This window comes from Leucobacter sp. L43 (assembly GCF_016597785.1).
In the GTDB taxonomy this organism is placed as follows: domain Bacteria; phylum Actinomycetota; class Actinomycetes; order Actinomycetales; family Microbacteriaceae; genus Leucobacter; species Leucobacter alluvii.
Map to the genome: position 1 here is coordinate 574,170 of NZ_JAENJG010000001.1, position 20,458 is coordinate 594,627.

At 68.5% G+C, this 20,458-nt stretch carries 16 protein-coding genes; 7 read left to right on the forward strand and 9 right to left on the reverse strand.

Annotated elements, in window-relative coordinates:
• Positions 1 to 50 precede the first annotated feature (50 nt).
• From dprA to JE033_RS02695, 4 genes are all read right to left on the reverse strand, one after another.
• Positions 51 to 1,328 carry a DNA-processing protein DprA gene (gene dprA / locus JE033_RS02680; RefSeq protein WP_200329301.1) on the reverse strand — a complete coding sequence of 426 codons (1,278 nt, stop codon included), beginning with the start codon at positions 1,326 to 1,328 and terminating at the stop codon, positions 51 to 53.
• A complete protein-coding gene (locus tag JE033_RS02685; protein ID WP_200329303.1) occupies positions 1,325 to 2,881 on the reverse strand; it encodes a YifB family Mg chelatase-like AAA ATPase in 1,557 nt (518 codons plus the stop codon). The genes dprA and JE033_RS02685 overlap by 4 nt, the downstream gene beginning before the upstream one ends.
• Positions 2,878 to 3,294: a YraN family protein gene (locus JE033_RS02690; RefSeq protein WP_200329305.1), complete on the reverse strand. Its 417-nt coding sequence runs from the start codon at positions 3,292 to 3,294 to the stop codon at positions 2,878 to 2,880. Before JE033_RS02690 ends, JE033_RS02685 begins: the two co-directional genes overlap by 4 nt.
• Positions 3,295 to 3,424: 130 nt before the next feature.
• Entirely contained in the window at positions 3,425 to 3,748 is a 324-nt protein-coding gene (locus JE033_RS02695; protein ID WP_090148195.1) for a DUF2469 domain-containing protein, read from the reverse strand.
• 109 nt (positions 3,749 to 3,857) lie between these two features.
• Here JE033_RS02695 and JE033_RS02700 point away from each other — a divergent pair, with 109 nt between their 5' ends.
• From JE033_RS02700 to JE033_RS02715, 4 genes are read left to right on the forward strand one after another with little or no spacing between them, the layout of a single operon-like run.
• Positions 3,858 to 4,508 carry a hypothetical protein gene (locus tag JE033_RS02700; RefSeq protein WP_090149651.1) on the forward strand — a complete coding sequence of 217 codons (651 nt, stop codon included), beginning with the start codon at positions 3,858 to 3,860 and terminating at the stop codon, positions 4,506 to 4,508.
• On the forward strand, positions 4,505 to 6,097 hold the full coding sequence (locus JE033_RS02705) for a DNA polymerase Y family protein (RefSeq protein ID WP_200329307.1): 1,593 nt from the start codon (positions 4,505 to 4,507) through the stop codon (positions 6,095 to 6,097). Before JE033_RS02700 ends, JE033_RS02705 begins: the two co-directional genes overlap by 4 nt.
• A 59-nt stretch (positions 6,098 to 6,156) precedes the next feature.
• Positions 6,157 to 9,621, forward strand: a complete 3,465-nt coding sequence (locus tag JE033_RS02710) for an error-prone DNA polymerase (RefSeq protein ID WP_200329309.1) — start codon at positions 6,157 to 6,159, stop codon at positions 9,619 to 9,621.
• Positions 9,622 to 9,668: 47 nt separating this feature from the next.
• A complete protein-coding gene (locus tag JE033_RS02715) occupies positions 9,669 to 10,985 on the forward strand; it encodes a nicotinate phosphoribosyltransferase (protein WP_200329311.1) in 1,317 nt (438 codons plus the stop codon).
• An 11-nt stretch (positions 10,986 to 10,996) separates the two neighbouring features.
• On the opposite strand, the gene JE033_RS02720 is transcribed toward JE033_RS02715, so the two are convergent.
• Genes JE033_RS02720 through JE033_RS02730 form a run of 3 tightly spaced genes read right to left on the reverse strand, consistent with a single transcriptional unit; the run spans position 10,997 to position 13,904 of the window.
• Complete coding sequence (locus JE033_RS02720) at positions 10,997 to 11,269, reverse strand: DUF3039 domain-containing protein (RefSeq protein WP_090148186.1); 273 nt, start codon at positions 11,267 to 11,269, stop codon at positions 10,997 to 10,999.
• Between the two features lie 29 nt (positions 11,270 to 11,298).
• On the reverse strand, positions 11,299 to 12,870 hold the full coding sequence (locus tag JE033_RS02725; RefSeq protein WP_200329313.1) for a hypothetical protein: 1,572 nt from the start codon (positions 12,868 to 12,870) through the stop codon (positions 11,299 to 11,301).
• Positions 12,840 to 13,904, reverse strand: a complete 1,065-nt coding sequence (locus JE033_RS02730) for an ABC transporter ATP-binding protein (RefSeq protein WP_200329315.1) — start codon at positions 13,902 to 13,904, stop codon at positions 12,840 to 12,842. The genes JE033_RS02725 and JE033_RS02730 overlap by 31 nt, the downstream gene beginning before the upstream one ends.
• A 129-nt stretch (positions 13,905 to 14,033) precedes the next feature.
• Here JE033_RS02730 and JE033_RS02735 point away from each other — a divergent pair, with 129 nt between their 5' ends.
• Complete coding sequence (locus tag JE033_RS02735; protein WP_090148177.1) at positions 14,034 to 14,822, forward strand: ABC transporter permease; 789 nt, start codon at positions 14,034 to 14,036, stop codon at positions 14,820 to 14,822.
• Between the two features lies 1 nt (position 14,823).
• Entirely contained in the window at positions 14,824 to 15,600 is a 777-nt protein-coding gene (locus tag JE033_RS02740) for an ABC transporter ATP-binding protein (RefSeq protein ID WP_336661567.1), read from the forward strand.
• A 60-nt stretch (positions 15,601 to 15,660) separates the two neighbouring features.
• Here the strand turns inward: JE033_RS02740 and JE033_RS02745 are convergent, their stop codons facing one another.
• Positions 15,661 to 16,893, reverse strand: a complete 1,233-nt coding sequence (locus JE033_RS02745; RefSeq protein ID WP_200329317.1) for a CDP-glycerol glycerophosphotransferase family protein — start codon at positions 16,891 to 16,893, stop codon at positions 15,661 to 15,663.
• Between the two features lie 77 nt (positions 16,894 to 16,970).
• On the opposite strand from JE033_RS02745, the gene JE033_RS02750 reads away from it, so the two are divergent.
• Entirely contained in the window at positions 16,971 to 18,029 is a 1,059-nt protein-coding gene (locus JE033_RS02750; protein ID WP_090148171.1) for a glycosyltransferase family 2 protein, read from the forward strand.
• Here JE033_RS02750 and JE033_RS02755 read toward each other — a convergent pair.
• Positions 18,026 to 20,389 carry a CDP-glycerol glycerophosphotransferase family protein gene (locus tag JE033_RS02755; RefSeq protein ID WP_200329319.1) on the reverse strand — a complete coding sequence of 788 codons (2,364 nt, stop codon included), beginning with the start codon at positions 20,387 to 20,389 and terminating at the stop codon, positions 18,026 to 18,028. The genes JE033_RS02750 and JE033_RS02755 overlap by 4 nt on opposite strands.
• Positions 20,390 to 20,458: the final 69 nt, after the last annotated feature.

A 20,458-nucleotide genomic window follows, 5' to 3' on the forward strand; every position in this document is an offset into this window, starting at 1 on the left:
GGCGCGGGCTCCACTACCGTCGCGGGTGGCCAGGTGAGGTCCCCTCGACGTCATTCACGACGCAGCAGGCGCCAGCGCTGCCCGCCTGGAGCATCCTCAGCGCGAGCAACGCATTCGAGCATCTCGAGCTCGGCGATGACTCCGCGGACTTCCTCGACGGTCAGCCCGGCGGCGAGCGCCACGTCTTCCGCGCTCCGGCTTCCGCGTAGCGGCAGCGCGTCGAGCACTCGGCGATGCACTGCCGATTGACGACCGGCGAGGGCGCTGAGAAGTTCACTCGCCGCGTCACCGAGACCGAGGAACTCTCGGAGCTCATGCGCGTTCGACACGAGTGTCGCGCCGTATTCGCGAATGAGCCGGTGACAGCCGGCTGACGTCGCACTGGTGACCGGCCCGGGCACCGCCCCGAGGCTCCGACCGAGTTCGGCCGCGTGCCCGGCCGTGTTGAGCGACCCTGAGCGCATGCCCGCCTCCGTCACGAGCGTGGCCCCGGCGAGTGCGGCGATCGATCGGTTGCGCTGGAGAAAGCGCCATCGCGTGGGGGCGGCGCCCGGCACCATCTCAGAGCACACCGCTCCGCCATCCGCGATGCGGTCGAGCAGCGACGCGTGCGCCGCGGGGTAGGCTCGATCGGCACCGCCCGCGAGGATCGCAATGGTGGCAGAGCCCGTTGCGAGCGCGGCGCGATGAGCGACGGCATCGATCCCGTACGCCGCACCGGACACGATCGCCAGGCCGGCCGTTCCTGCCGCATCAGCGAGCTCAGCGGTCACGCTCGTCCCGTACCCGGTGCATGCGCGTGCCCCGACGACGGCGAGCGAGGGGTGGGCGAGCACTGTCGCGTCGCCGCGCATCCAGAGCAGCTGCGGCGCATGCGCTCCCAGATCGTTCAGAGCGGAGGGCCACAGCGGCGACTCGGGAGCGACAAGACGCAATCCCGCGGCCAGCGCCCGGTCGAGGTCGGTGAGCGTCGCGCCGCGGTCGAGTCGCGGACGCCAGCGCGCGACAGCCGCCGAGAGCGTTCGGGGAGGCAGGACGACCCCTGACTCGCGCATCGCCCGTCCGAGCTGTTGCTGCGCATCCGTCGCAGCGAGCATGTCCAGGGCCGACGGCGCTCCCAGCGCCCCGATGAGTGCGCCGGCTACCGCGTCACCGGGTTCGATGAGCCTGGACCACACGACCCGTGCGAACAGCACATCGGAGATCGCTACCGTTCCTCCGTCGGTCTCGGACGGTCGGTCACCGTTCAGGTCCTGATCCGGAGCGAGCCCGGCGAGCGCCGAGCGCTCCTCCACCCCGGCACGTACGCACGACTTCGACGCGTTCACGCGAGGTCACCTCCGCGCAGCACGAGCGCCTGAGCGACTTCCATTCGACGCGGCCGATCAGCACCGGCAAGATCACTCACGGTCCATGCGACGCGCAGCACTCGGTCGTAGCCTCGCAGCGTCAACGCTCCGCGCGCCAGCGCGTGATCCAGCACCGCGGTGTCAGCCCGAGGGAGTCGCAGCCGCTGGCTCCGCAGCCAGCTTCCCGGCACCTCGGCGTTCACCGTCCACCCGGTACCCGACCAGCGCTCCGCGGCGATCGCCCGAGCTCTGACGACGCGCTCCCGCAGCTGCGAACTCGTCACCCGCTGCTCATGTGGGTCGTCGAGGAGCACCTTCGACACGCGGTGCAGCGTCAGGCGCAGGTCGATCCGATCTGCCAACGGCCCTGAAATGCGCTGCCGGTAGCTCATACGAGTCCGTGGCGTGCATGCACAGCTCACCGCGGTGTCCGGCGATCCGGCATTGCCGCAGGGACACGGGTTCGCGGCCAGCACGAGTTGCACGCGCGCGGGGAGCACCGTCCGGATGCGGGAGCGGTGGATCTCGATCCGCCCGGTCTCGAGGGGCTGCCGCAATGCGTCGAGCACCGTGCGAGGAAACTCGGGAGCCTCGTCGAGGAACAGGACGCCATGGCATGCGCGAGTGATCGCCCCGGGGCGTATCTCGATGCCCTGCCCGCCTCCGATGATCGACGCAGCCGACGCCGTATGGTGCGGGCTCTCGAACGGCGGTCGGCGCACGAGTTGGAGCAACGGCGAGCCTCCGAGTGACGCGATGCTGCTGGCTTCGAGCGCCGCATCATCGCCGAGTTCGGGGAGCAGCGTCGGCAGACGGGTGGCGAGCAGCGTCTTCCCCGCTCCCGGCGGCCCGAGCAGTGACACGTGATGCCGTCCGGCCGCGGCGATCACCATCGCTTCGACCGCTTCCGGCTGCCCAACGACGTCGGCGATATCCGCGCGGGCGTCATGAGTCCCGGCCTCCGCTGATGCCGTCGTCGGCGTTTCCGGGCGCACGGCACGCCCGCGGCCTCGCTCCCCGCGATACCACGCGACGGCACTGGCGAGGTCAGGCACCGCAATGACTTCGATGCCGGGCACGAGTGCGGCCTCAGCGGCGCACGACTCGGGAACCATGGCTCGGAGGAATCCGAGATTCCGAGCAGCGGCCACCGAGGAGAGCAGCCCGGCCGGCCTGCGGAGTGCACCGTCGAGCGCCAGTTCGCCCAGATGGGCGACGTCGGCGAGACCGGTCGCCGGGAGGTGGCGTGATGCGGCGAGCGCGGCGAGCGCGATTGCGAGGTCGAATCCGGAGCCGTGCTTGGGGAGCGATGCCGGGGCGAGATTCACCGTGATGAACCGATCGGAAAGCGGCATACCCGCCTGCGAGGTCGCGGTGCGCACGCGCAGTTTCGCTTCCGCCAGCGATGCGTCGGGGAGCCCGATGATGGCGATCCCAGGGAGCTGCTGCGAGATGGCGGATTCGACCATCACGGTGGTGCCCTGGAGCCCAGTGAGTGCGATGGACGCTGCTCGGCACACGATCCCGCTCATGAGATCCCGCGCAGATGGTCGATGTGGGGTGCGGTGCCGGCGCGCAGAATGATGCCGACCGCGTCGATGCGAAGTCCGGAGGCGGGTTGCTGATGCACCCGAACCCAATCCAGGAGCAACCGGCGCAACCGCGCCGCCTTGCGCGCGGTGATGGCCTCCAGCGGGGTGCCGTAGCCGTCGCCGCTGCGGGTCTTCACCTCCACCGCGACGACGACGCCGTGATCAGTGACGACGAGGTCGAGCTCCCCGTGGCGGTTTCGCCAGTTGCGGTCGACGATCCGGCAGCCGAGCCCTTCGAGGTACTCGCCGGCGATCGCCTCGCCGCGAGCACCGAGCGTGCGGTTTCGGAGAGGCGTCTCCCCTCCGGGAACACCTCTCTGCGTGCCGTGCGTGCGTGCTGTTGTGCGCTCCATGATGCACCTCCTGGCATCTCAGCATGGGCGCGATGAGGAGGGCGCGGAGCGAGTGCGCCACGGCTTGTGGAGAAGTGAGAGGTTCGCACGCAATCAGTGCGATGTGAGCGGAGACCGCCGGCAGACGAGGCTATTCGTCGAGCGCGAGCTCCTGCGGCAAGGAGAACTCGCGAGCAGACAGCTCTTCGACATTGACGTCTTTGAACGTGAGCACGCGCACCGACTTCACGAAACGATCGGCGCGGTACACATCCCACACCCAGACATCGGTCATGGAGAGCTCGAAGTAGAAGTCGCTTCCCGCATCCTGTCGCTTCAGGTCGACATCGTTCGCAAGATAGAACCGCCGTTCGGTCTCGACGACGTAGCGAAACTGGCTCGCGATGTCGCGGTACTCGCGAAACAGCGACAGTTCGGCTTCGCGCTCGTAATCGTCTAGCTCGTCCTCGTTCATCCCGTCCATCCTACGCCGTCCGCAACGCAGGATTCGAGCCGTCGTTTCAGCGCGACGCGCCAGCGGTCACGAGATTGACTTATTCGAACATATGTTCGAATATACCTCCATGAACTCCCCCGCGACCGTCCGCTCGTTGCAGCAGCGCATCTCCGAGATGCAGCCGGTGCGACTCGACGCGCGCGTACTCCCCACACTGGAGGGCTTGCGTCCGCTGCTTCCAGGTGGATCATTGCGGATGGGGGCGAGCTACGCCGTGCGGGGGTCACGGCAACTGGCGCTCGCGATGCTCGCAGAGGCGTCGGCTTCTGGGGCATGGTGCGGCGTGATCGGCGACGCATCGTTCGGAGCGGAAGCCGCCGCTGCACTCGGCATCGCACTCGATCGGTGCGTCGTCATCCCGCATCCCGGCGAGGATGCGCTGGGACTCACCGGCGCGCTCGCCGAAGTGCTCACCGTCTTGCTCCTGACCCCGCCCTCCCGGCCGAGTCCCGGCGAAGCCGAGCGCATCTCAGCACGGTTGCGCGAGCACGATGCGGCACTGGTGGTCTCGGGCGAGTGGCCGCGCCCGGAATCCACGCTGCACGTCACCGCTTCGCGATGGAACGGACTGGGTCACGGTCACGGGATGCTCGCGAATCGCGAGCTGGTGGTGCAATCGCAGGATCGCCTCGGTGCGCGGCGGCACACCGTCCGATTCCAGCACGGGGCCGTCGTTGCTCCCGGCACCGCTCCCGTCAGGCGTCTGGGCGCACCATGATCGCGGATCGCACCCTCGTCTTCTGGGTTCCCGACTGGCCCGTGCACGCTCTCCTCCGCGACGACGGGGCCGATGGGCTGTCCCTGGATGCTCCGCTCGCACTCATCGCCAACCGCCTCGTGGTCGCCTGCTCCGCAGCCGCCCGCAGGGACGGCGTCCGCACCGGTCTCCGAGAACGCGAAGCGCAGACGCGCTGCCCCGAACTCGCCGTGTATCCGCACGACCCCGAGACCGATGAGCGACGGTTCGCCCCCATCGCAGCGGCGCTCGAACAGCTCGTACCGGGCGTCGAGGTGGTGCGGCCCGGTCTCTGCGCCATGCGGTCACGAGGGCCGTCTCGCTATTACGGCGGGGAGACCCCCGCCGGAGTCGCAGTGCTGCGGCTCGCCGAACAGCTGGGGCTTCCCGATGCTCGCGTCGGGATCGCGGACGGTCGATTCACCGCCGAGCAGGTCGCGCGCTCGGCGTCGACCGACCCGGGCATCTCTGCCCCGGCCGCGGGACTCCGCATCGTCGCGCCGGGCGCCTCACCCGCATTCCTCTCCCCGCTCCCGGTCTCCAGAGCTGCGGAGGCCGGTCTTGCCGAGACGCTGCAGGGGCTCGGCATCCGCACGCTCGGCGCGTTGGCCGCACTCCCCGAGGATGCGGTCCGCCAGCGCTTCGGGCCGCAGGGTCTGGCTGCGCACCGGCGCGCGTCGGCCTCCGGCGCCGGCCACGGCGCCGAGGTGCGCCCGCGGCAACCGGTTCGCGAGCTCTCGGTGGAGCTGTCGTTCGACACTCCGATCGACGCTGCCGATCAACTGGCATTCGCGTGCAGCGCTCTGGCAGAACGGTTCATCGGCGGGCTGACGGAGGATCGTCTGGTGTGCACTGCGCTGCGCGTCGAGCTCACCGATGATGTCGGGGCGCAGCACGAGCGCGAATGGGCTCACCCCAGGCATTTCACGCCGGCCGATACCATCGGCCGCATCCGTTGGCAGGCTGCGTCAGCGGCCAAGCAGACTGAGCGCGGTGGTGCCGGAGTGACCAGGGTGCGCATCACACCGGTGCACACCGATCACGTCGCCGCCCACGAACCCGGTCTGTGGAGCACGGAGCCCGACGAGCGGGTGCATCACCATCTCAGTCGCGCACAGAGCCGTCTCGGGCACACCGGCGTCGGAACGATCGCGCTCGCGGGCGGGCGCCTCCTGGCGGATCGGCAGCGCTTCGTCCCCTGGAGCACCACGCGCGTCGAACGCCCTCATGCACGAGCCTCGGCATCCGGGCCCTGGCCCGGAGCACTCACCGGCCCCGCGCCCAGCCGCGTGTTTCCCGAATTGGTGCCGGCAGCACTCCTCGATTCGTCAGGCACGGCGGTCGGGATCGATGCGGACGATCTGCTGACGGCGGACCCCGTCCACCTGCGGGTTGCCGCAACCGAGTTCGACGCTCCCGTAGCGGCCTGGTCGCCGCCCTGGGCTGTACGGGAGCGGTGGTGGGAGGGGGCTCCCGCGCGCTTCCGCGTGCAAGTGCAGCTCGCCGATGGCGACGCCTGGTTGCTGGTCTTCAGCACTGGAACGTGGGCGGCCGAGGGCCGCTACGACTGATCCGCCGATGAGTGCGGCATCCCGAAACACTGTCCGATCCATCCGCGTCCGGAGGTCTCATGCGCTGGAGCAATTCCTCGCTCTCATGGAACGAGTTCGAGCGGCGGCTCTCGGGCCGCGCCCCTGACTCGGTCGGAGGCGACGAGGATGCGGGAGCGGACTCCGCCGAACCGACTGCCCCTGCTGCGCCGAGCACTGATTCGGTCGTGCCCTACGCCGAACTCCACGCTCACTCCCATTTCAGCTTTCTCGATGGAGCGTCCTCCCCCGAGCAGCTCATCGCCGAGGCAGCGCGCCTGCGGTTATCGGGCATCGCGCTCACCGACCATGACGGCTTCTACGGTGCCGCGTCGTTCGCCGACGCCGCCGACGCCGCCGACGCTCGTGCTCGGCAGTCCGGGGAGACGGCCCCGCTCACGGTCTACGGCGCCGAGCTCTCGCTCGGCCTCGACACCCCCCAGCTCGGGGTCGCCGATCCCATGGGCTCTCATCTGCTCGTGCTCGCCCGCGGCGCGAGCGGCTATCACCGGCTCGCCGCCGCCATCACCGAGGCCCAGCTCGGCGGCGGCGAGAAGGGGCGACCGGTCTACGATCTCGAGGCCCTCGCTGCTGCGGGCGGGAACGAATGGGCGATCCTGACGGGGTGCCGCAAGGGATCGGTGCGCCGCGCGCTCGACGGCGCAGCCACCCGCGCCGCTGGCGATGCCCAAGCGCTCATCGAGCTCGACCGGCTGACCTCGCTCTTCGGGCACGACAATGTGCACGTCGAACTCAGCCACCACGGGCATCCGGATGACGATTCACGAAACGACCGTCTCGCCGAACTCGCAGCCGCTCGCGGCCTTCCCACTCTCGTGACCGGAAACGTGCACTACGCCACCGCTGCCGATGCGCCGCTCGCCGAGTCGATGGCTGCGGTGCGCGCACGGCGGAGCCTCGCAGAACTCGACCCGCACCTCCCCGCCTCCGGTGCCGCCCATCTGCGCAGCGGCGCCGCGATGCTGCGACGCTTCGCCAGGCACCCCGATGCCATCGCGCGCACGGTCCCGCTCGCCGAGGAACTCGCCTTTCCGCTGCGCGCGGCTCGACCGCGCCTCCCGAAGCTCGACGTGCCGGACGGTCACACGCAGATGAGCTGGTTGCGATCCCTCGTCTGGGCCGGCGCCGAACGACGCTACGGCATCGCACTGCCCGAGAGCCATCGGTCTCGCATCGAGCGGGAGCTCGAAGTCATCGAGCAGAAGGACTTTCCCGGCTATTTCCTGATCGTGCACGATCTCGTTCGCGAAGCACGCAGCAGGGAAATTCTGTGCCAGGGGCGCGGATCGGCGGCGAACTCCGCAGTCTGCTTCGTGCTCGGCATCACGTCGGTCGATTCGATCTTCTACGGACTCCCGTTCGAGCGCTTCCTCTCGAGTCTGCGCGACGAGGAACCCGATATCGATGTGGACTTCGATTCAGAACGACGCGAGGAGATCATCCAGTACGTCTACGAGCGCTACGGGCGGCGCAATGCTGCGCAGGTCGCGAACGTGATCACCTATCAGCCGAAGGCGGCGATCCGCGACGCCGCGAAAGCCCTCGGATACAGCGCTGGCCAGCAACGCGCGTGGACGCGCGGTCTCGACCGCCATCGCACCATCGAGGAGGATCCGGAGAGCCCGATCCCGCTCTCCGTGCAACGACTCGCCCAGGCGTTCCAGAAAGCGCCGCGGCATCTCGGCATTCACTCAGGAGGCATGGTCCTCACGGAACGGCCGGTCGGTGAGGTGTGCCCCATCGAGCACGCACGCATGGAGCACCGCACCGTGCTGCAGTGGGACAAAGAGGGGTGCGAAACCATGGGTCTCGTGAAGTTCGACATGCTCGGACTCGGCATCCTCAGCGCACTGCGGCACACCTTCGACATCATCGCGCAGTCGACCGGCGAGCAGTGGACCTTCGACACCGTGCCGAAAGAGGAGGCCGGGGTGTACGACATGCTCTGCCGGGCCGACGCTATCGGCGTCTTCCAAGTCGAGAGCCGTGCGCAGCTGAACACGCTCCCCCGGCTGCTTCCGCGCAAGTTCTACGACCTCGTCATCGAAATCGCTCTGATCAGGCCCGGCCCCATTCAGGGCGGCGCAGTGCATCCGTATCTCCGACGCAAGAACGGCCAGGAGGATGTCGTCTACCCGCACCCGAAACTGGTGCCGGTACTCGAACGCACGCTCGGCGTGCCGCTCTTCCAGGAGCAGCTCATGCAGATGGCGATGACCGTGGGCGGGTGCAGCGGCGAAGACGCGGATCTGCTGCGCCGATCCATGGGCTCGAAACGCGGCCAGGAACGCATCGACAGCCTCAAAGCCAAGCTCTTCGACGGCATGGCCGACAACGGCATTACGGGCGACGAGGCGACGCGGATGTACGAGCAGATCGAGGCGTTCGCCGGATTCGGATTCGCCGAAAGTCACTCGATCAGCTTCGCACTGATCGTCTACGTCAGCTCCTGGTGCAAGCTGCACTACCCGGCCGCGTTCCTCGCAGGTCTGCTGCGCGCGCAGCCCATGGGTTTCTACAATGCGCGCTCCCTCACCGAGGACGCCCGCAGGCACGGCGTCGAGGTGCGCCCACCTGACGTGCAGCGTTCCGAAGCGCTCTCGAGCCTCGAGCCGCTCGACCCAGGCCGATCACCCGAACCGTCCGCATCGGAGGCCGACGCCGCACATGATCGTCGCCCGCCGACCGGCTCCGACGACTGCCTGGCGCCGCATCACCCGGAACCTGGCCCGTTCGTCCGCGACGCTCCAGACACGAGCGCCCTGCACCGCAGGGACGGCGCGTTCGCGGTACGGCTCGGGCTCACCGAGATCCGCGGCATCGAGCGCGAGACCGCGGAGCGCATCGCGCGCGCCCGCGCCGAAGCGCCGTTCCAGGACCTCGCCGATCTCGCCCGCCGGGCGGACCTCGATCGCACCCGGCTGGAGGCGCTCGCAGCATCCGGGGCGTGCGAGAGCCTCGGCCTCGACCGCCGCGAGGCGCTGTGGGCGGCAGCTCCCGCCTCAGACAACCGCGAACGATTTCTTCCGGGCATCGCGGTGCACGTGCAACCCCCACTGCTGCCCGTGCTCAACACCGCCGAGCAGACTGCGCTCGACCTGTGGACGACCGGTGTCGCCACCGGAACGCATCCGCTCGCCCTGCTGCGCGACGGGCTCGATGCGCGCGGAATCATCCGGTCGGATCGCACCAGGCACACCCCGCCCGGGTCCGTCATCGAGGTCGCGGGCCTCGTCACGCACCGGCAGCGACCTGGCACCGCGAGCGGCATCACCTTCCTGACGCTCGAAGACGAGTCGGGTACGGTCAACATCGTCACCTGGGCGCAGGTCTGGGCGCGCAATCGGCTCGTCGCCCGCGCGTCACCCGCGCTCATCATCCGCGGGGTGCTCGAACGGTCACCCGAGGGCGTGGTCAATGTGATCGCGCAGACATTCGAACCGCTCGCCGCTCCGATCGGCGTGAACTCCCGCGACTTCCGGTGATCCACGATCGCCCGCGTCGCCGATGGCCGACCGGCTAAGCTGACTGCGTGCATACCTCGACGGCGCTGCTCACCGATCACTACGAGCTGACCATGGTCGATGCGGCGCTGCAAGCCGGCACCGCTCACCGGCGCAGCGTGTTCGAACTCTTCGCGAGACGGCTCTCCGGAGCGCGACGCTACGGAGTCGTCGCCGGCACCGGGCGCCTCCTCGAAGCCATCGAGCGCTTCCGATTCACCGACCAGGAGCTCTCGTTCCTGAACGAGCAGCAGGTCGTCAGCGCACGAACGCTCGACTGGCTCGCCGATTTCCGGTTCACCGGCAACATCTGGGGGTATCCCGAGGGGGAGGTCTTCTTCCCCGGCTCCCCGCTGCTCACCGTCGAGTCCAGCTTCGCCGAGGGCGTGCTCCTCGAGACGCTCTCGCTGAGCATCCTGAACGCTGACTCCGCCGTGGCGACCGCCGCCTCCCGCATGGTGCACGCCGCTGCCGGAAAACCGCTTGCCGAGATGGGGTCGCGACGAACCGGCGAGTACAGCGCCATCGCCGCTGCGCGCGCCGCCTACATCGCCGGGTTCACGGCGACGTCGAATCTCGAAGCCGGACGCAGCTACGGCATTCCCACGATGGGCACCGCGGCTCACAGCTTCACTCTGCTGCACGAGACCGAGCGCGACGCATTCGCTGCCCAGATCGCGGCGCTCGGCACCGGGACGACACTGCTGGTCGATACGTACGACATCGAACAGGGCGTCCGCACGGCGATCGAGGTCGCGGGTACCGAGCTCGGCGCCGTGCGCATCGATTCCGGAGACCTTCCCGTCGTCGTCCGGCGCGTGCGACACCTCCTCGACGAACTCGGCGCCACTCGCACGCGCATCACCGTGACGAACGACCTCGACGAGCACACCGTCGCAGCCCTCGCTGCCGCCCCGGTCGACAGCTTCGGCGTCGGCACCTCGGTCGTCGTGGGCTCCGGCACCCCGACGATGGGCATGGTCTACAAGCTGGTCGCCCACGAGGATGCATCGGGTGCGTGGGTGTCGGTTGCGAAGAAGTCGGCGGAGAAGGCGTCAGTCGGCGGCCGCAAGAGCGTGCGCCGTGCACGTACGGCTGCAGGCGTTGCCACGAAGGAGCTCATTCTGCTCGGCGACGGGCCCGGAGGAACGAGCGAGGGGCAGGAATCGGACGGGCGAACCGTGCTCGAACCACTCATCGTCGGCGGAACCGTCCAGCCGGGATTCACGGGGCGAGACGGCATCGCTGCGGCGCGCGAACGGCATCGCACCAGCGTGGCGGAGCTCCCCCCGGTCGCGATGAGCCTGACGCGGGGCGACCCCGCGATCCCCACCGAGTACCGCTGAGCGGAGACGCGCTACTTGCGCATCCGCTCGTAGACCCGCTTGCAGTCGGGGCAGACCGGAAACTTCTCCGGATCGCGCGACGGCGTCCACTTCTTACCGCAGAGCGCGCGGACCGGCTTCCCGGTCACCGCCGACTCCATGATCTTCTCTTTCGGGACGTAGTGCGAGAAGCGCTCGTGGTCTCCGTCCTCGATCTGCGAATCCTCGAGCAGCTTCTCGAGTTCGCGGTCGAGCACATCTGTGCCACCGCCGGTGTCGGAATCGTCGCGTGTGAAGATACCCATGCGCTCAGTCTACTCCGCCGTGGGCGAGCTCAATCGAAGATCTGGGTGACGGCGATCAGCTCTGGTCCGCTGCGATCGAACAGCCATCCGCCGATCAGAACGCCGAGCACCAGCACCACGAGGCCGTACCCGATTCCGAAGGCGAGTGCCCACATGTTCTCCGTGAACTCGACGTCGACCAGCGCGTTGACGGCGAACCAGACCGGAGGCACCGCGAGTACCAGCGCGAGGATCATCGCGATCGTCTGAGCCAGGCCCGAACCGGTACCAGCCCCTTGCGGCTGCACGAAGGGGCTGTCGCCGGGACGCGTCGCCGGGTAGGGCGTCAGCACGGAGAACACGCACGAGACGGCGCACGCGACGAGCAGCACCCCGATGTTCATTCCGACGACGGCCGGAAGGATGCGCCAATCGCCGACGATCGTCACGGTGATGCTCGAGCCGATGACCGCGAGCGGTAGGCCGATCATCAGCACGGGTGCGAGGCGGCCGGCACGATCCGCTCGTCCGCGCGTGCCGCTTGCGACGTGCTCCCAGATCGCCGTCGAGTCCATGGCGATGTCATTGTGCTGCGACCACCCGAGCAGAAGCAGCATGACCGGAAGCGGCACGAGCGCGAGCGTCGTGAGCGGGGCTCCCGCCACCCAGAACGCGAGCATCATGAACACAGGCGCCAGAGGGATCGCGAACAGTGCGACTCGATAGCGCGGATCACGCGCCCAGTAGGTCAGCTGACGGGCAGCGATCACCTGTGCCGGCCGTGCCGAGAACCGTTCGAACCAGCCGAGACCACTGCGGGCGACACCGGGTGAGAGCGGGCGTTCAACGCGCCGGTTCGAGGCGGCGACGAGCGCGAACCAGAGGGTAAGCAGCACGACGATCGCTGCAGCGACGATCGCCAGATACATGCCTGCAGCGTCGAGATCGCCGGCACCAGCCGCTTCGACGGCAGCGAAGGGTGCGCCGAACGGGGTCCAGGCGAGCTTCTCCGCGACCTGGTCGACGGCGTCGAACCCGCCGGGAGCGAACACGGTCGCACCCGCGAAGACCGCGAGCGGCAGGAGCGCGACGATGAGCACGACACCTGTCGTGCGCAGCGCCCCGGCGAACCGCTGCCCGGCGATCAGACGGGACAGGAGCGACATGACCCGTGCGCTCGCCACCGCGAAGAGCGCGGCAAGAATGAAGGCCACGGGAGCCGCCCAGGCTGGCTCCTGCCAGGCGGGACGCGTGGCAGTGAGCGCCACGAGCCAGACGACCAGCAGGAAGAACGGCCAGGTGATCACCGACGAGAGGAGCAGTCCGCCAGCGATCGCGCCTGGTCCGGCCGGATACTGGACGAACTGTCTCGGTTCCAGCATTCTGCGGTTCTCGAAGAACGGCACGAGGAACACGCCGAGCAGCACCGCGCCGCCGATGAGAAGATCGACCGCGGATCGTTGCTGAGCGTCGTCGATGAGCACCGTCGGTGCGATCGCCAGGAGTACCGCGGCTGCGGCGAGTATCGCGTAGAGCAGCGTGGTGCGCAGTGCCTTTCCGAACGAACCGCGGAAGCCGCCGCCGAGCAGCGCTACTCGGAGTCGGAAGAACCGGAAAGCCACTCGAGCCCCTTCCTCGCGTCGCTCGCTCCGGTGAGCTGCACGAAGCGTTCTTCGAGGCTCAGTCCATCGCGTACGGCGTCGACGGTTCCCTGAGCGATGACGCTGCCGTCGACGATGATCGAGACATGATCGCAGACGCGCTGAATGAGATCGAGGCTGTGGCTCGACATCACCACGCTGCCGCCGCCCGCGACGTACTTCTCGAGGATGTCCGTCACATTCGCCGCTGACACGGGATCGATGGCCTCGAAGGGCTCGTCGAGCACCAGCACCTCCGGCGCGTGAATCATGGAGCAGGCCAGAGCGATCTTCTTCTGCATCCCGGCGGAGTAGTCCGAGACCAGGCGACCGAGCGCCGACTCGAGCCCGAACGCCTCGGCGAGCTCCGCCGAGCGCGTCGCAACGGCCGCCTCCGGAACGCCGTGCAGCACCCCGCTGTAGTAGAGCAGCTGCGCGCCGGTCAACCGGTCGAACAACCGCAAGCGGTCGGGCAGGGTGCCGATAAGGCGTTTTGCTGCGGGCCCGTCCGTCCAGACGTCGACTCCGCTCACGGTGACGCGACCCGAGGTGGGACGGAGCAGACCGCTGATCATCGACAACGTGGTCGTCTTGCCGGCGCCGTTCGGCCCGACGAACCCGGTGAAGGATCCGGCGTGCACATCGATCGATACGTCGCCAGCTGCGACCAGCGACCCATAGGTCTTCGTCAGCATTTCGGTGCGCAGAACGACGGGATTCTGCTCGGCGATGCGGCCGCGCTCCCGTGCGCGCACGACCGAGGGAACCGGCACCTCGATGCGGCCGGTCCGGGGAGCCCTGGCCGAGGAACGCGGTGCCGTCTCAGCGGCGGGCTCGTTCTCCGGCGCTTGCGCATCGGCGGAGGACGGTTCCGGAGTCGGTTCGGGTGCGGATTCGCCGGCCCCCTCCAACGGTGCGGACGCCGGTGCGCCACCGGCCGTTCGACTGGGGCGCAATCGCGATCCCCCGCTCGTCCCACTCGACATCTCGCCGATCACCGTCTCTTCACTTGGCATCGACCCCCTCTGGGGTTCGGGCTCGGGCAGGGCAGACGGGGTTACGGGCGGCACGGGTTCTAATTTAGCAAAGGTTCGGGGTCGGTTCGTGTGGCCTCGCCGACCGCCGGAAGACGGCAGAATAGCAATGTGACTCTTTCACCTCGTTCTCGGACCCGGCGCACCAGCGCGTGGTCGTCGCTGTGGCTGCTGACGCGGCGCGATCTCAAGGTCCGCTACGCGACGTCACTGCTCGGGTATCTCTGGTCCATCCTCGATCCGCTGCTGATGAGCCTCATCTACTGGTTCGTCTTCACCCAGGTCTTCCAGCGAACGGTCGGTGAGCAGCCGTACATCGTCTTCCTTCTCACCGCGCTGCTGCCGTGGGTCTGGGTCAACGGCGCGATCTCAGACTCCACCCGGGCATTCCTGCGCGATGTGAAGCTCGTGCGCTCAGTCGCATTGCCGCATTGGATCTGGGTCGGCCGAATCGTCTGCTCGAAGGGCATCGAGTTCCTGTTGAGCCTGCCGGTGCTCATCGCGTTCGCGATCCTCAGCGGAGCGCCGGTCGGCTGGGGCATCCTGCTGATGCCGGTGGCCGTGCTCCTGCTCGCAGCGCTCACGCTCGGCGTCGGTTTGATCGTGGCGCCCCTCGTCGTCTTCTTCCGCGACCTGGAGCGAGCCACGAAACTCATCCTCCGAGTCCTGTTCTACGCTTCGCCCATCATCTACGGTGCCGCTGATCTGCCCGAGTTCGCCCGGCCGCTGGCTTGGCTCAACCCGCTCTCCGGCATCTTCGCGCTGTTCCGTGCCGGATTCTTCCCCGATCAGCTCGACTGGCCGCTCATCGCCGCATCCACCGCCATGACGGTTCTCTTCCTGGGAATCGGGATCCTCGTTTTCCGCCGCGCCATCGGCGGCGTGTTGAAGGAGCTGTAACGTGACCGCATCGCATCTGGGCGCCCCGGCAGCCGCTCCGGCGGCCGATCGAATCATCGCCGTCGACGATCTGGGAGTGCGGTTCCGCCGCAATCGCGGCTCGCGACGAAGCTTCAAAGATCTGTTCTCCGGTCGTGCGCGGCGCGGGCGGCCGGGTGACTTCTGGGCGCTGCGCAATGTCTCGTTCGACGTGCGCGCGGGCGAAGCCATCGGCGTGGTCGGGCGCAACGGTCAAGGTAAGTCGACGCTTCTGAAGCTGGTCGCCGGCGTGCTCTTCCCGGATGAGGGCCGCGTCGACGTGAGTGCCGGCGTCGCGCCGCTCATCGAGATCACCGGCGGCTTCGTCGGCGATCTGACCGTGCGCGACAACGTCTGGCTCACGGCCGGTCTGCACGGCCTGAGCAAGCGCACCATCTCCGAGCGCTTCGACTCCATCATCGAGTTCGCCGGTGCGGAGGATGTGATCGACACGCCCTTCAAGCACCTGTCGAGCGGCATGAAGGTGCGCGTGGCGTTCTCGGTCATCTCGCAGCTCGATGAACCAGTGCTCCTCGTCGACGAGGTGCTCGCCGTCGGCGATAAGTCATTCCGGGCGAAGTGCTATGCCCGCATCGAGCAGATCCTCGCCGAGGGGAAGACGCTCTTCCTCGTCTCGCACAATGAGCGCGACCTCAGGCGCTTCTGCTCGCGCGGGTTGTACCTCGATCGCGGTCGGCTCGTGCTCGACGGCGACATCGAAGCCGTGCTCGACCGCTACAACGCCGACCACCCGGTCTGATCCCGCTCCGCGCCCCGTGGTCCCCTCCGCGCCCCGTGCCGAGCACGGGCGGGAAACCGCTCAGCCGAGTCCGCGCTGCGCCCGTTCGGCATCGGCGCGCGTGAGCAGCTCGGCGATCGCGGCGTGGAACCTCTGCGTGGGGGCGCCCGGCGTCGTATCGCCGAAGTAATGCGCTGACCAGGTTCCCAGCCGCTCACGCGCGGCCTCGTCGCCGATCACCCGGTCGAGCACCGCAGCGATATCAGGCGTATCAGCGGCCGAGAGCCACTCGCACACGCTCAGATACCCGGTTGCGTCGACTGCCGCCTCCGGAGAGACCGGCCGCGTCACCATGAGCGGCCGCCCGGTCGCGAGGCGGTCGTAGACCATGGCCGAGATGTCGCAGATCGCGACATCGGGCAGGCTGAGCTGCCATCCGAGACGCGAGCTCGTGTCGTAGACGTGGTGAGCGGTGGGGTCTGCGCGGTTCGCAGCATCGATCATGGCGATGATCCGCGCATTCGCGGCGCCGAATTCGCTGTCGACGACCCCGCTCCTCGGATGAGGGCGGTACACGACGCGGTGCCGTCCTGTCGCGATCAGGGCCCGGACGAGTGCTTCGCCGTGCGAGGCCACCGATCCGTAGCTCGCGGCCGGCCTGTCGCCCTCCCACGTCGGCGCGTACAGCACGACGGTTCGCTCGTCTGGAGTGAAGGGCGGGGCCCCCTCCAGGTGATCCGTCTGCGGCCGCCCGATCGACATCGTTCGCGCCTCGACATCGTAATTCCAGAGCGCCCGGCTGAGTCGTTCGCGCGCGGCGTCTCCGGCTACGAACGCGAAATCGTAGGTCTGGTACTGGTTGCTCGTCATGTACATCTTGTCGCTCTCACCGTGATTGACGAAGACATGCCAGCGCTGCCCGTACCGCATCATCTGGAAATTGCGCGTGTTCTGGTTGACGTACAGGATCACGTCGAGGCGCTGCTCCTCGAGCACTCGCTCGATCTCGGTCACGCGCTGCACGAACTCGACCGCGAGTCCGCTCTCGCGCATCAGTTGACGCGCGCCCGACGCGTTCCGCGCGAGCACGAGCACCGGCCAACGCTCCGACAGTTTCTGGAGCGGCGCATACCACTGCCGCATCTGGTAGATGTTCACATCGCTATCGGCGAAGTACACGCCGATGGTGAAGTGCTGCTCGGGTATGGGCCCTCGCTCCTCGATCAGCTGACGCAACTGAAAGTACGCCTGACGCCCTTTGAGCACGCGCTTGCCGAGCCGAAGCGCGCGCTTCACATCTTTCGCCAACTGCATCCTGCAAGCCTAACCGGGTGCGGCGCCGAAGCGCCTGAACCAGTGGGCGCAGGCGTGGAATATGGGAGGATCGACGGGTGCATCTCCCCGCCCTCCCCCCTCTCCCGGCCGTGAGCTACGTCATGCCCGTGCTGAACGAGGAGGGATTCCTGGAACGGGCGGTCCGCACGATCCTCGATCAGGACTACGCGGGCGAGAAGGAGATCGTGCTCGCGCTGGGCCCGTCGACCGACCGGAGCAACGCGATCGCGCTGTCGCTCGCGGCGGAGGACGGGCGAGTCCGCCTGGTGGAGAATCCGGAGCGCGACATTCCAGCGGGGCTCAATCGTGCGATCGCGGCGAGCCGGTACCCGATCATCGTCCGCGTCGACGCCCACTCGGAACTCACCCCCGATTACACGCGCCTCGGGGTCGAGATACTCGGCAGCCGGCACGCCGCGAATGTGGGCGGCATCATGCGCGCGGCCGGCGCGAGCGACGTGCAGCGCGCCATTGCTCGCGGCTACAACAGCCCCTACGGGCTCGGAGGCGGCGCGTACCACGGCGATGGGGCGGCCGGGGAGGCGGAGTCGGCGTATCTCGGAATCTTCCGCCGCGAGGCCATCGATGCAGTGGGCGGGTATGACCGCGAGATACTGAGAGGAGAGGACTGGGAGCTGAATCTCAGGATCCGCAGGGCCGGCGGTCTGGTCTGGTTCTCCCCCGCGCTCGGTGTGACCTACTGGCCGCGCGCGAGCTTCGCCGACCTGGCGAGGCAGTTCTTCGCCACTGGAACATGGCGCGCGGTGCTCGTGCGCAAGTACGGTCGCGCGAACCCGTGGCGATTCTTCGCCCCGGGCGCTCTCGTACTCGGACTGACTGCAAGTACGGGCGCCCTCGTCCTGCTGACCATCGGCGTCCTGCCGTGGGCATCCGCCTGGACGGTGCTGCTGGTGCCCATGGCCGCCTACCTGGCCGGGATCGGCGTCGCCGTCTTCCGCATCCCCGATCAGCGCGGCATCCGCGATCGGCTGCTCACCGCGACGACGCTCGTCACGATGCATCTCAGCTGGGGCGCGGGCTTCCTGCGCGGCATCGTCTTCGGCGGCGGACGCATCTTCGGTCGTGGCCGCGTCGTGGACCGGTCGCGCGTCTAGAGCGAGGATCGCGCGACGAGAGCGTCCACCACTCGAGATGCGGCTCGGCCGTCGTCGTACGGAGTGAAGCGCTCCCGCCATGCTGCGGCAGCCGGCTCGTACTGCCGCAGCCATTCGGCGTCCGGTCCGTCTTCCGCGAGGGCGCGCGCATGCGAGACGATCTCTTCGCGGGCGGCGAGGAGCGGCCCCGGAGCATCGCGCTCGAAGTCGAAGGTGAAGCCTCGCTCGCGGTCGCGGTACGCGGCGAGATCGGGCACGAAGAAGAGCATCGGCGTTCGCGACACGGCGGCATCGAACATGATGGACGAGTAATCGGTGACGAGCACGTCGGCAGCGAGGATGACGGTGGCGGCGTCGGGATGCCGGGAGGCATCGATCACGCGCGCGTCCGCTCCCCCGTACCTCCCGAAGTCGTGGGTTCGCGTGTGCCCTCTGGCAATGACCACCCACTCATCGCCGAGTTCTTCGGCGAGGCTTCGTACGTCGAGTTCATCGACGAGGGTGACGCCTCGGTCGCGCCAGGTGGGCGCGTACACGAGCACGCGAGCGTCGGGCGGTACGCCGAGCTCGGCACGGGCGAGACGAACCGCCACCGGATTCACCGTGTGGCCGGCGAGCGCCTGCGCGAGACTGTCGTCCCGCGGGTACCCGGTCTCGAGAATGTCGCCCCGGAAGGCGTAGCTCGTGCGGAACTGCTCGGTGGAGTGCGGGTTCTGGGAGAGCATCAGACTCCATCTGCGGCTCTCACGGAGCACGGCGATGCGTGTGCGCAGTCCCACGTCCGGACGCCCGAGCGCCAGATGCTTGAGCATGGTGCCGTGCCAGGTCTGCAGCACGGTCTGCCCGCGCCGGCGGCGGAAGCCGTAGCGCAACCAGTCGTTGACGATCAGGAGCCGCGCGTACCGGCGAGCCGCGAACCATTCCCTGCCGCCGACCAGCACGGGCACCGCACCCTCCGGCACATGCTGACGCTCGCTGACCACGCTCCAGTAGCGAGGCCGATCCGGAAACCGTCGAGCGATCTCGCGATCGAGCGCGAGCGGGTTGCAACCGATCTGGCGTCCGTAGAAGCTCTCGAAGAACACGCCCTCGGGATCGATGAGTTCCACCGCCGGAGCGCGAAGTCGGGTGATCTCGCCGAGCACCCGCTGTGCCGAGCATCCATCGCGGTACGTGTGGAAGCGTTCGGCGAGCGCACGCGCTTCGCCGATGAGCGCTCGGCGCTCTCCTGGGGCCGCGAGGGCGTCCCAGGTGCGCAGCACCTCCGCCCAATCCCGCGCGACGCGTCCCGACGCGGTCACCTCGAGCGGTTCATACAGGCCACGGGTGCTGCCGTAGCGCTCAAGATCCGGAGCGAACCAGATGATGGGGCGCTCGAGCAGGGCGAAATCCAGCGCGAGCGACGAGTAGTCGGTGATCACGGCATCGAACGCTCCGAGCATCGGCGTGATGTCGCGCAGCAGTTCTGCACCGAGGGCGTGCACGCGGTCGCCGAGGAGCGCGTCGTACGCTCCTCCGCCGAGCGGGTGCGAGCGCACGACGAGATGCGCCCCGGTGCGCGCGCACGCCTCGCGGATGGCCCGCGCCTCCGCGTCATTCGGAATAGCGGGGTCAGGATCGCCGTCCCGCCAGGTCGGCGCGTAGAGCACCAGCGCATCCGACTCGGCGATGCGAGCGCCCGCCTGTTCAAGAATCGACCGCACGGCTGCGCGAGCCTGGGCCCCGCCATCGGTCTCTGAGGCTTGCCGTGCGAGCGCGTCGTCGCGCGGATCCCCCAGCACGCGCACCTTGCCGGGAGCCACTCGAAAGGCCGAGCGAAGGCGTTCGGCCGCGAGGGGCGATCCCGCGACGTAGAGGTCCACCTGCCGGGATCCGGCGCGGTACATCCGTCGCAGCAGCGCGCGGATCAGCGGCGGACCTGCCACCTTCGTGGTGACGGGCGAATCGAAGTGGAGGCGCTTGAGCGGGGCGCCGTGCCACAGCTGCACGATGAAGCCTCCGGCGACACCGAAGCGGTTCACATCGCCCAACCCGTGGGTGACGACGATGTGACCGGCCCGCAGCGTCGTCCAGAAGCCAGCCCGGCCGCGCCGCTCCACCGCCGTGAACCCCTCGGCGCGCGCACGGTCCGCTTCATCCGCGTCGGCGACGAGCCAGGCGATCTCGGCTTCCGGCTGCTCGATGCGCAGCCGACGCGCGACGGCGAGCGCACCCTCCCCGACTCCCGCTCCGCTGCCGAATGCCCAGCGGGAACGGACGCGAGGGACGAACCACGAGAGGACCAACGACAGCAGGTACTTCGGGAGGGCGAGGAGCTTCGAGAGGTTGCCGCTCGCGAAGTCGAATCCGGCGGTACTCATCGGTATTACTGTAGGGCATTCCCGCTGGGCGAACCGGCATCTGCAGCGGCTCCGCATGCACGTCGAAGT

Coding starts and splice junctions, on each gene's coding strand:
- JE033_RS02745 (WP_200329317.1), bottom strand. CDS start 16,893: ATGCAGTTGGCGAAAGATGTGAAGCGCGCGCTTCGGCTCGGCAAGCGC.
- JE033_RS02705 (WP_200329307.1), top strand. CDS start 4,505: ATGATCGCGGATCGCACCCTCGTCTTCTGGGTTCCCGACTGGCCCGTG.
- JE033_RS02710 (WP_200329309.1), top strand. CDS start 6,157: ATGCGCTGGAGCAATTCCTCGCTCTCATGGAACGAGTTCGAGCGGCGG.
- JE033_RS02685 (WP_200329303.1), bottom strand. CDS start 2,881: ATGAGCGGGATCGTGTGCCGAGCAGCGTCCATCGCACTCACTGGGCTC.
- JE033_RS02720 (WP_090148186.1), bottom strand. CDS start 11,269: ATGGGTATCTTCACACGCGACGATTCCGACACCGGCGGTGGCACAGAT.
- JE033_RS02690 (WP_200329305.1), bottom strand. CDS start 3,294: ATGGAGCGCACAACAGCACGCACGCACGGCACGCAGAGAGGTGTTCCC.
- JE033_RS02700 (WP_090149651.1), top strand. CDS start 3,858: ATGAACTCCCCCGCGACCGTCCGCTCGTTGCAGCAGCGCATCTCCGAG.
- JE033_RS02695 (WP_090148195.1), bottom strand. CDS start 3,748: ATGAACGAGGACGAGCTAGACGATTACGAGCGCGAAGCCGAACTGTCG.
- JE033_RS02755 (WP_200329319.1), bottom strand. CDS start 20,389: ATGAGTACCGCCGGATTCGACTTCGCGAGCGGCAACCTCTCGAAGCTC.
- JE033_RS02730 (WP_200329315.1), bottom strand. CDS start 13,904: ATGCCAAGTGAAGAGACGGTGATCGGCGAGATGTCGAGTGGGACGAGC.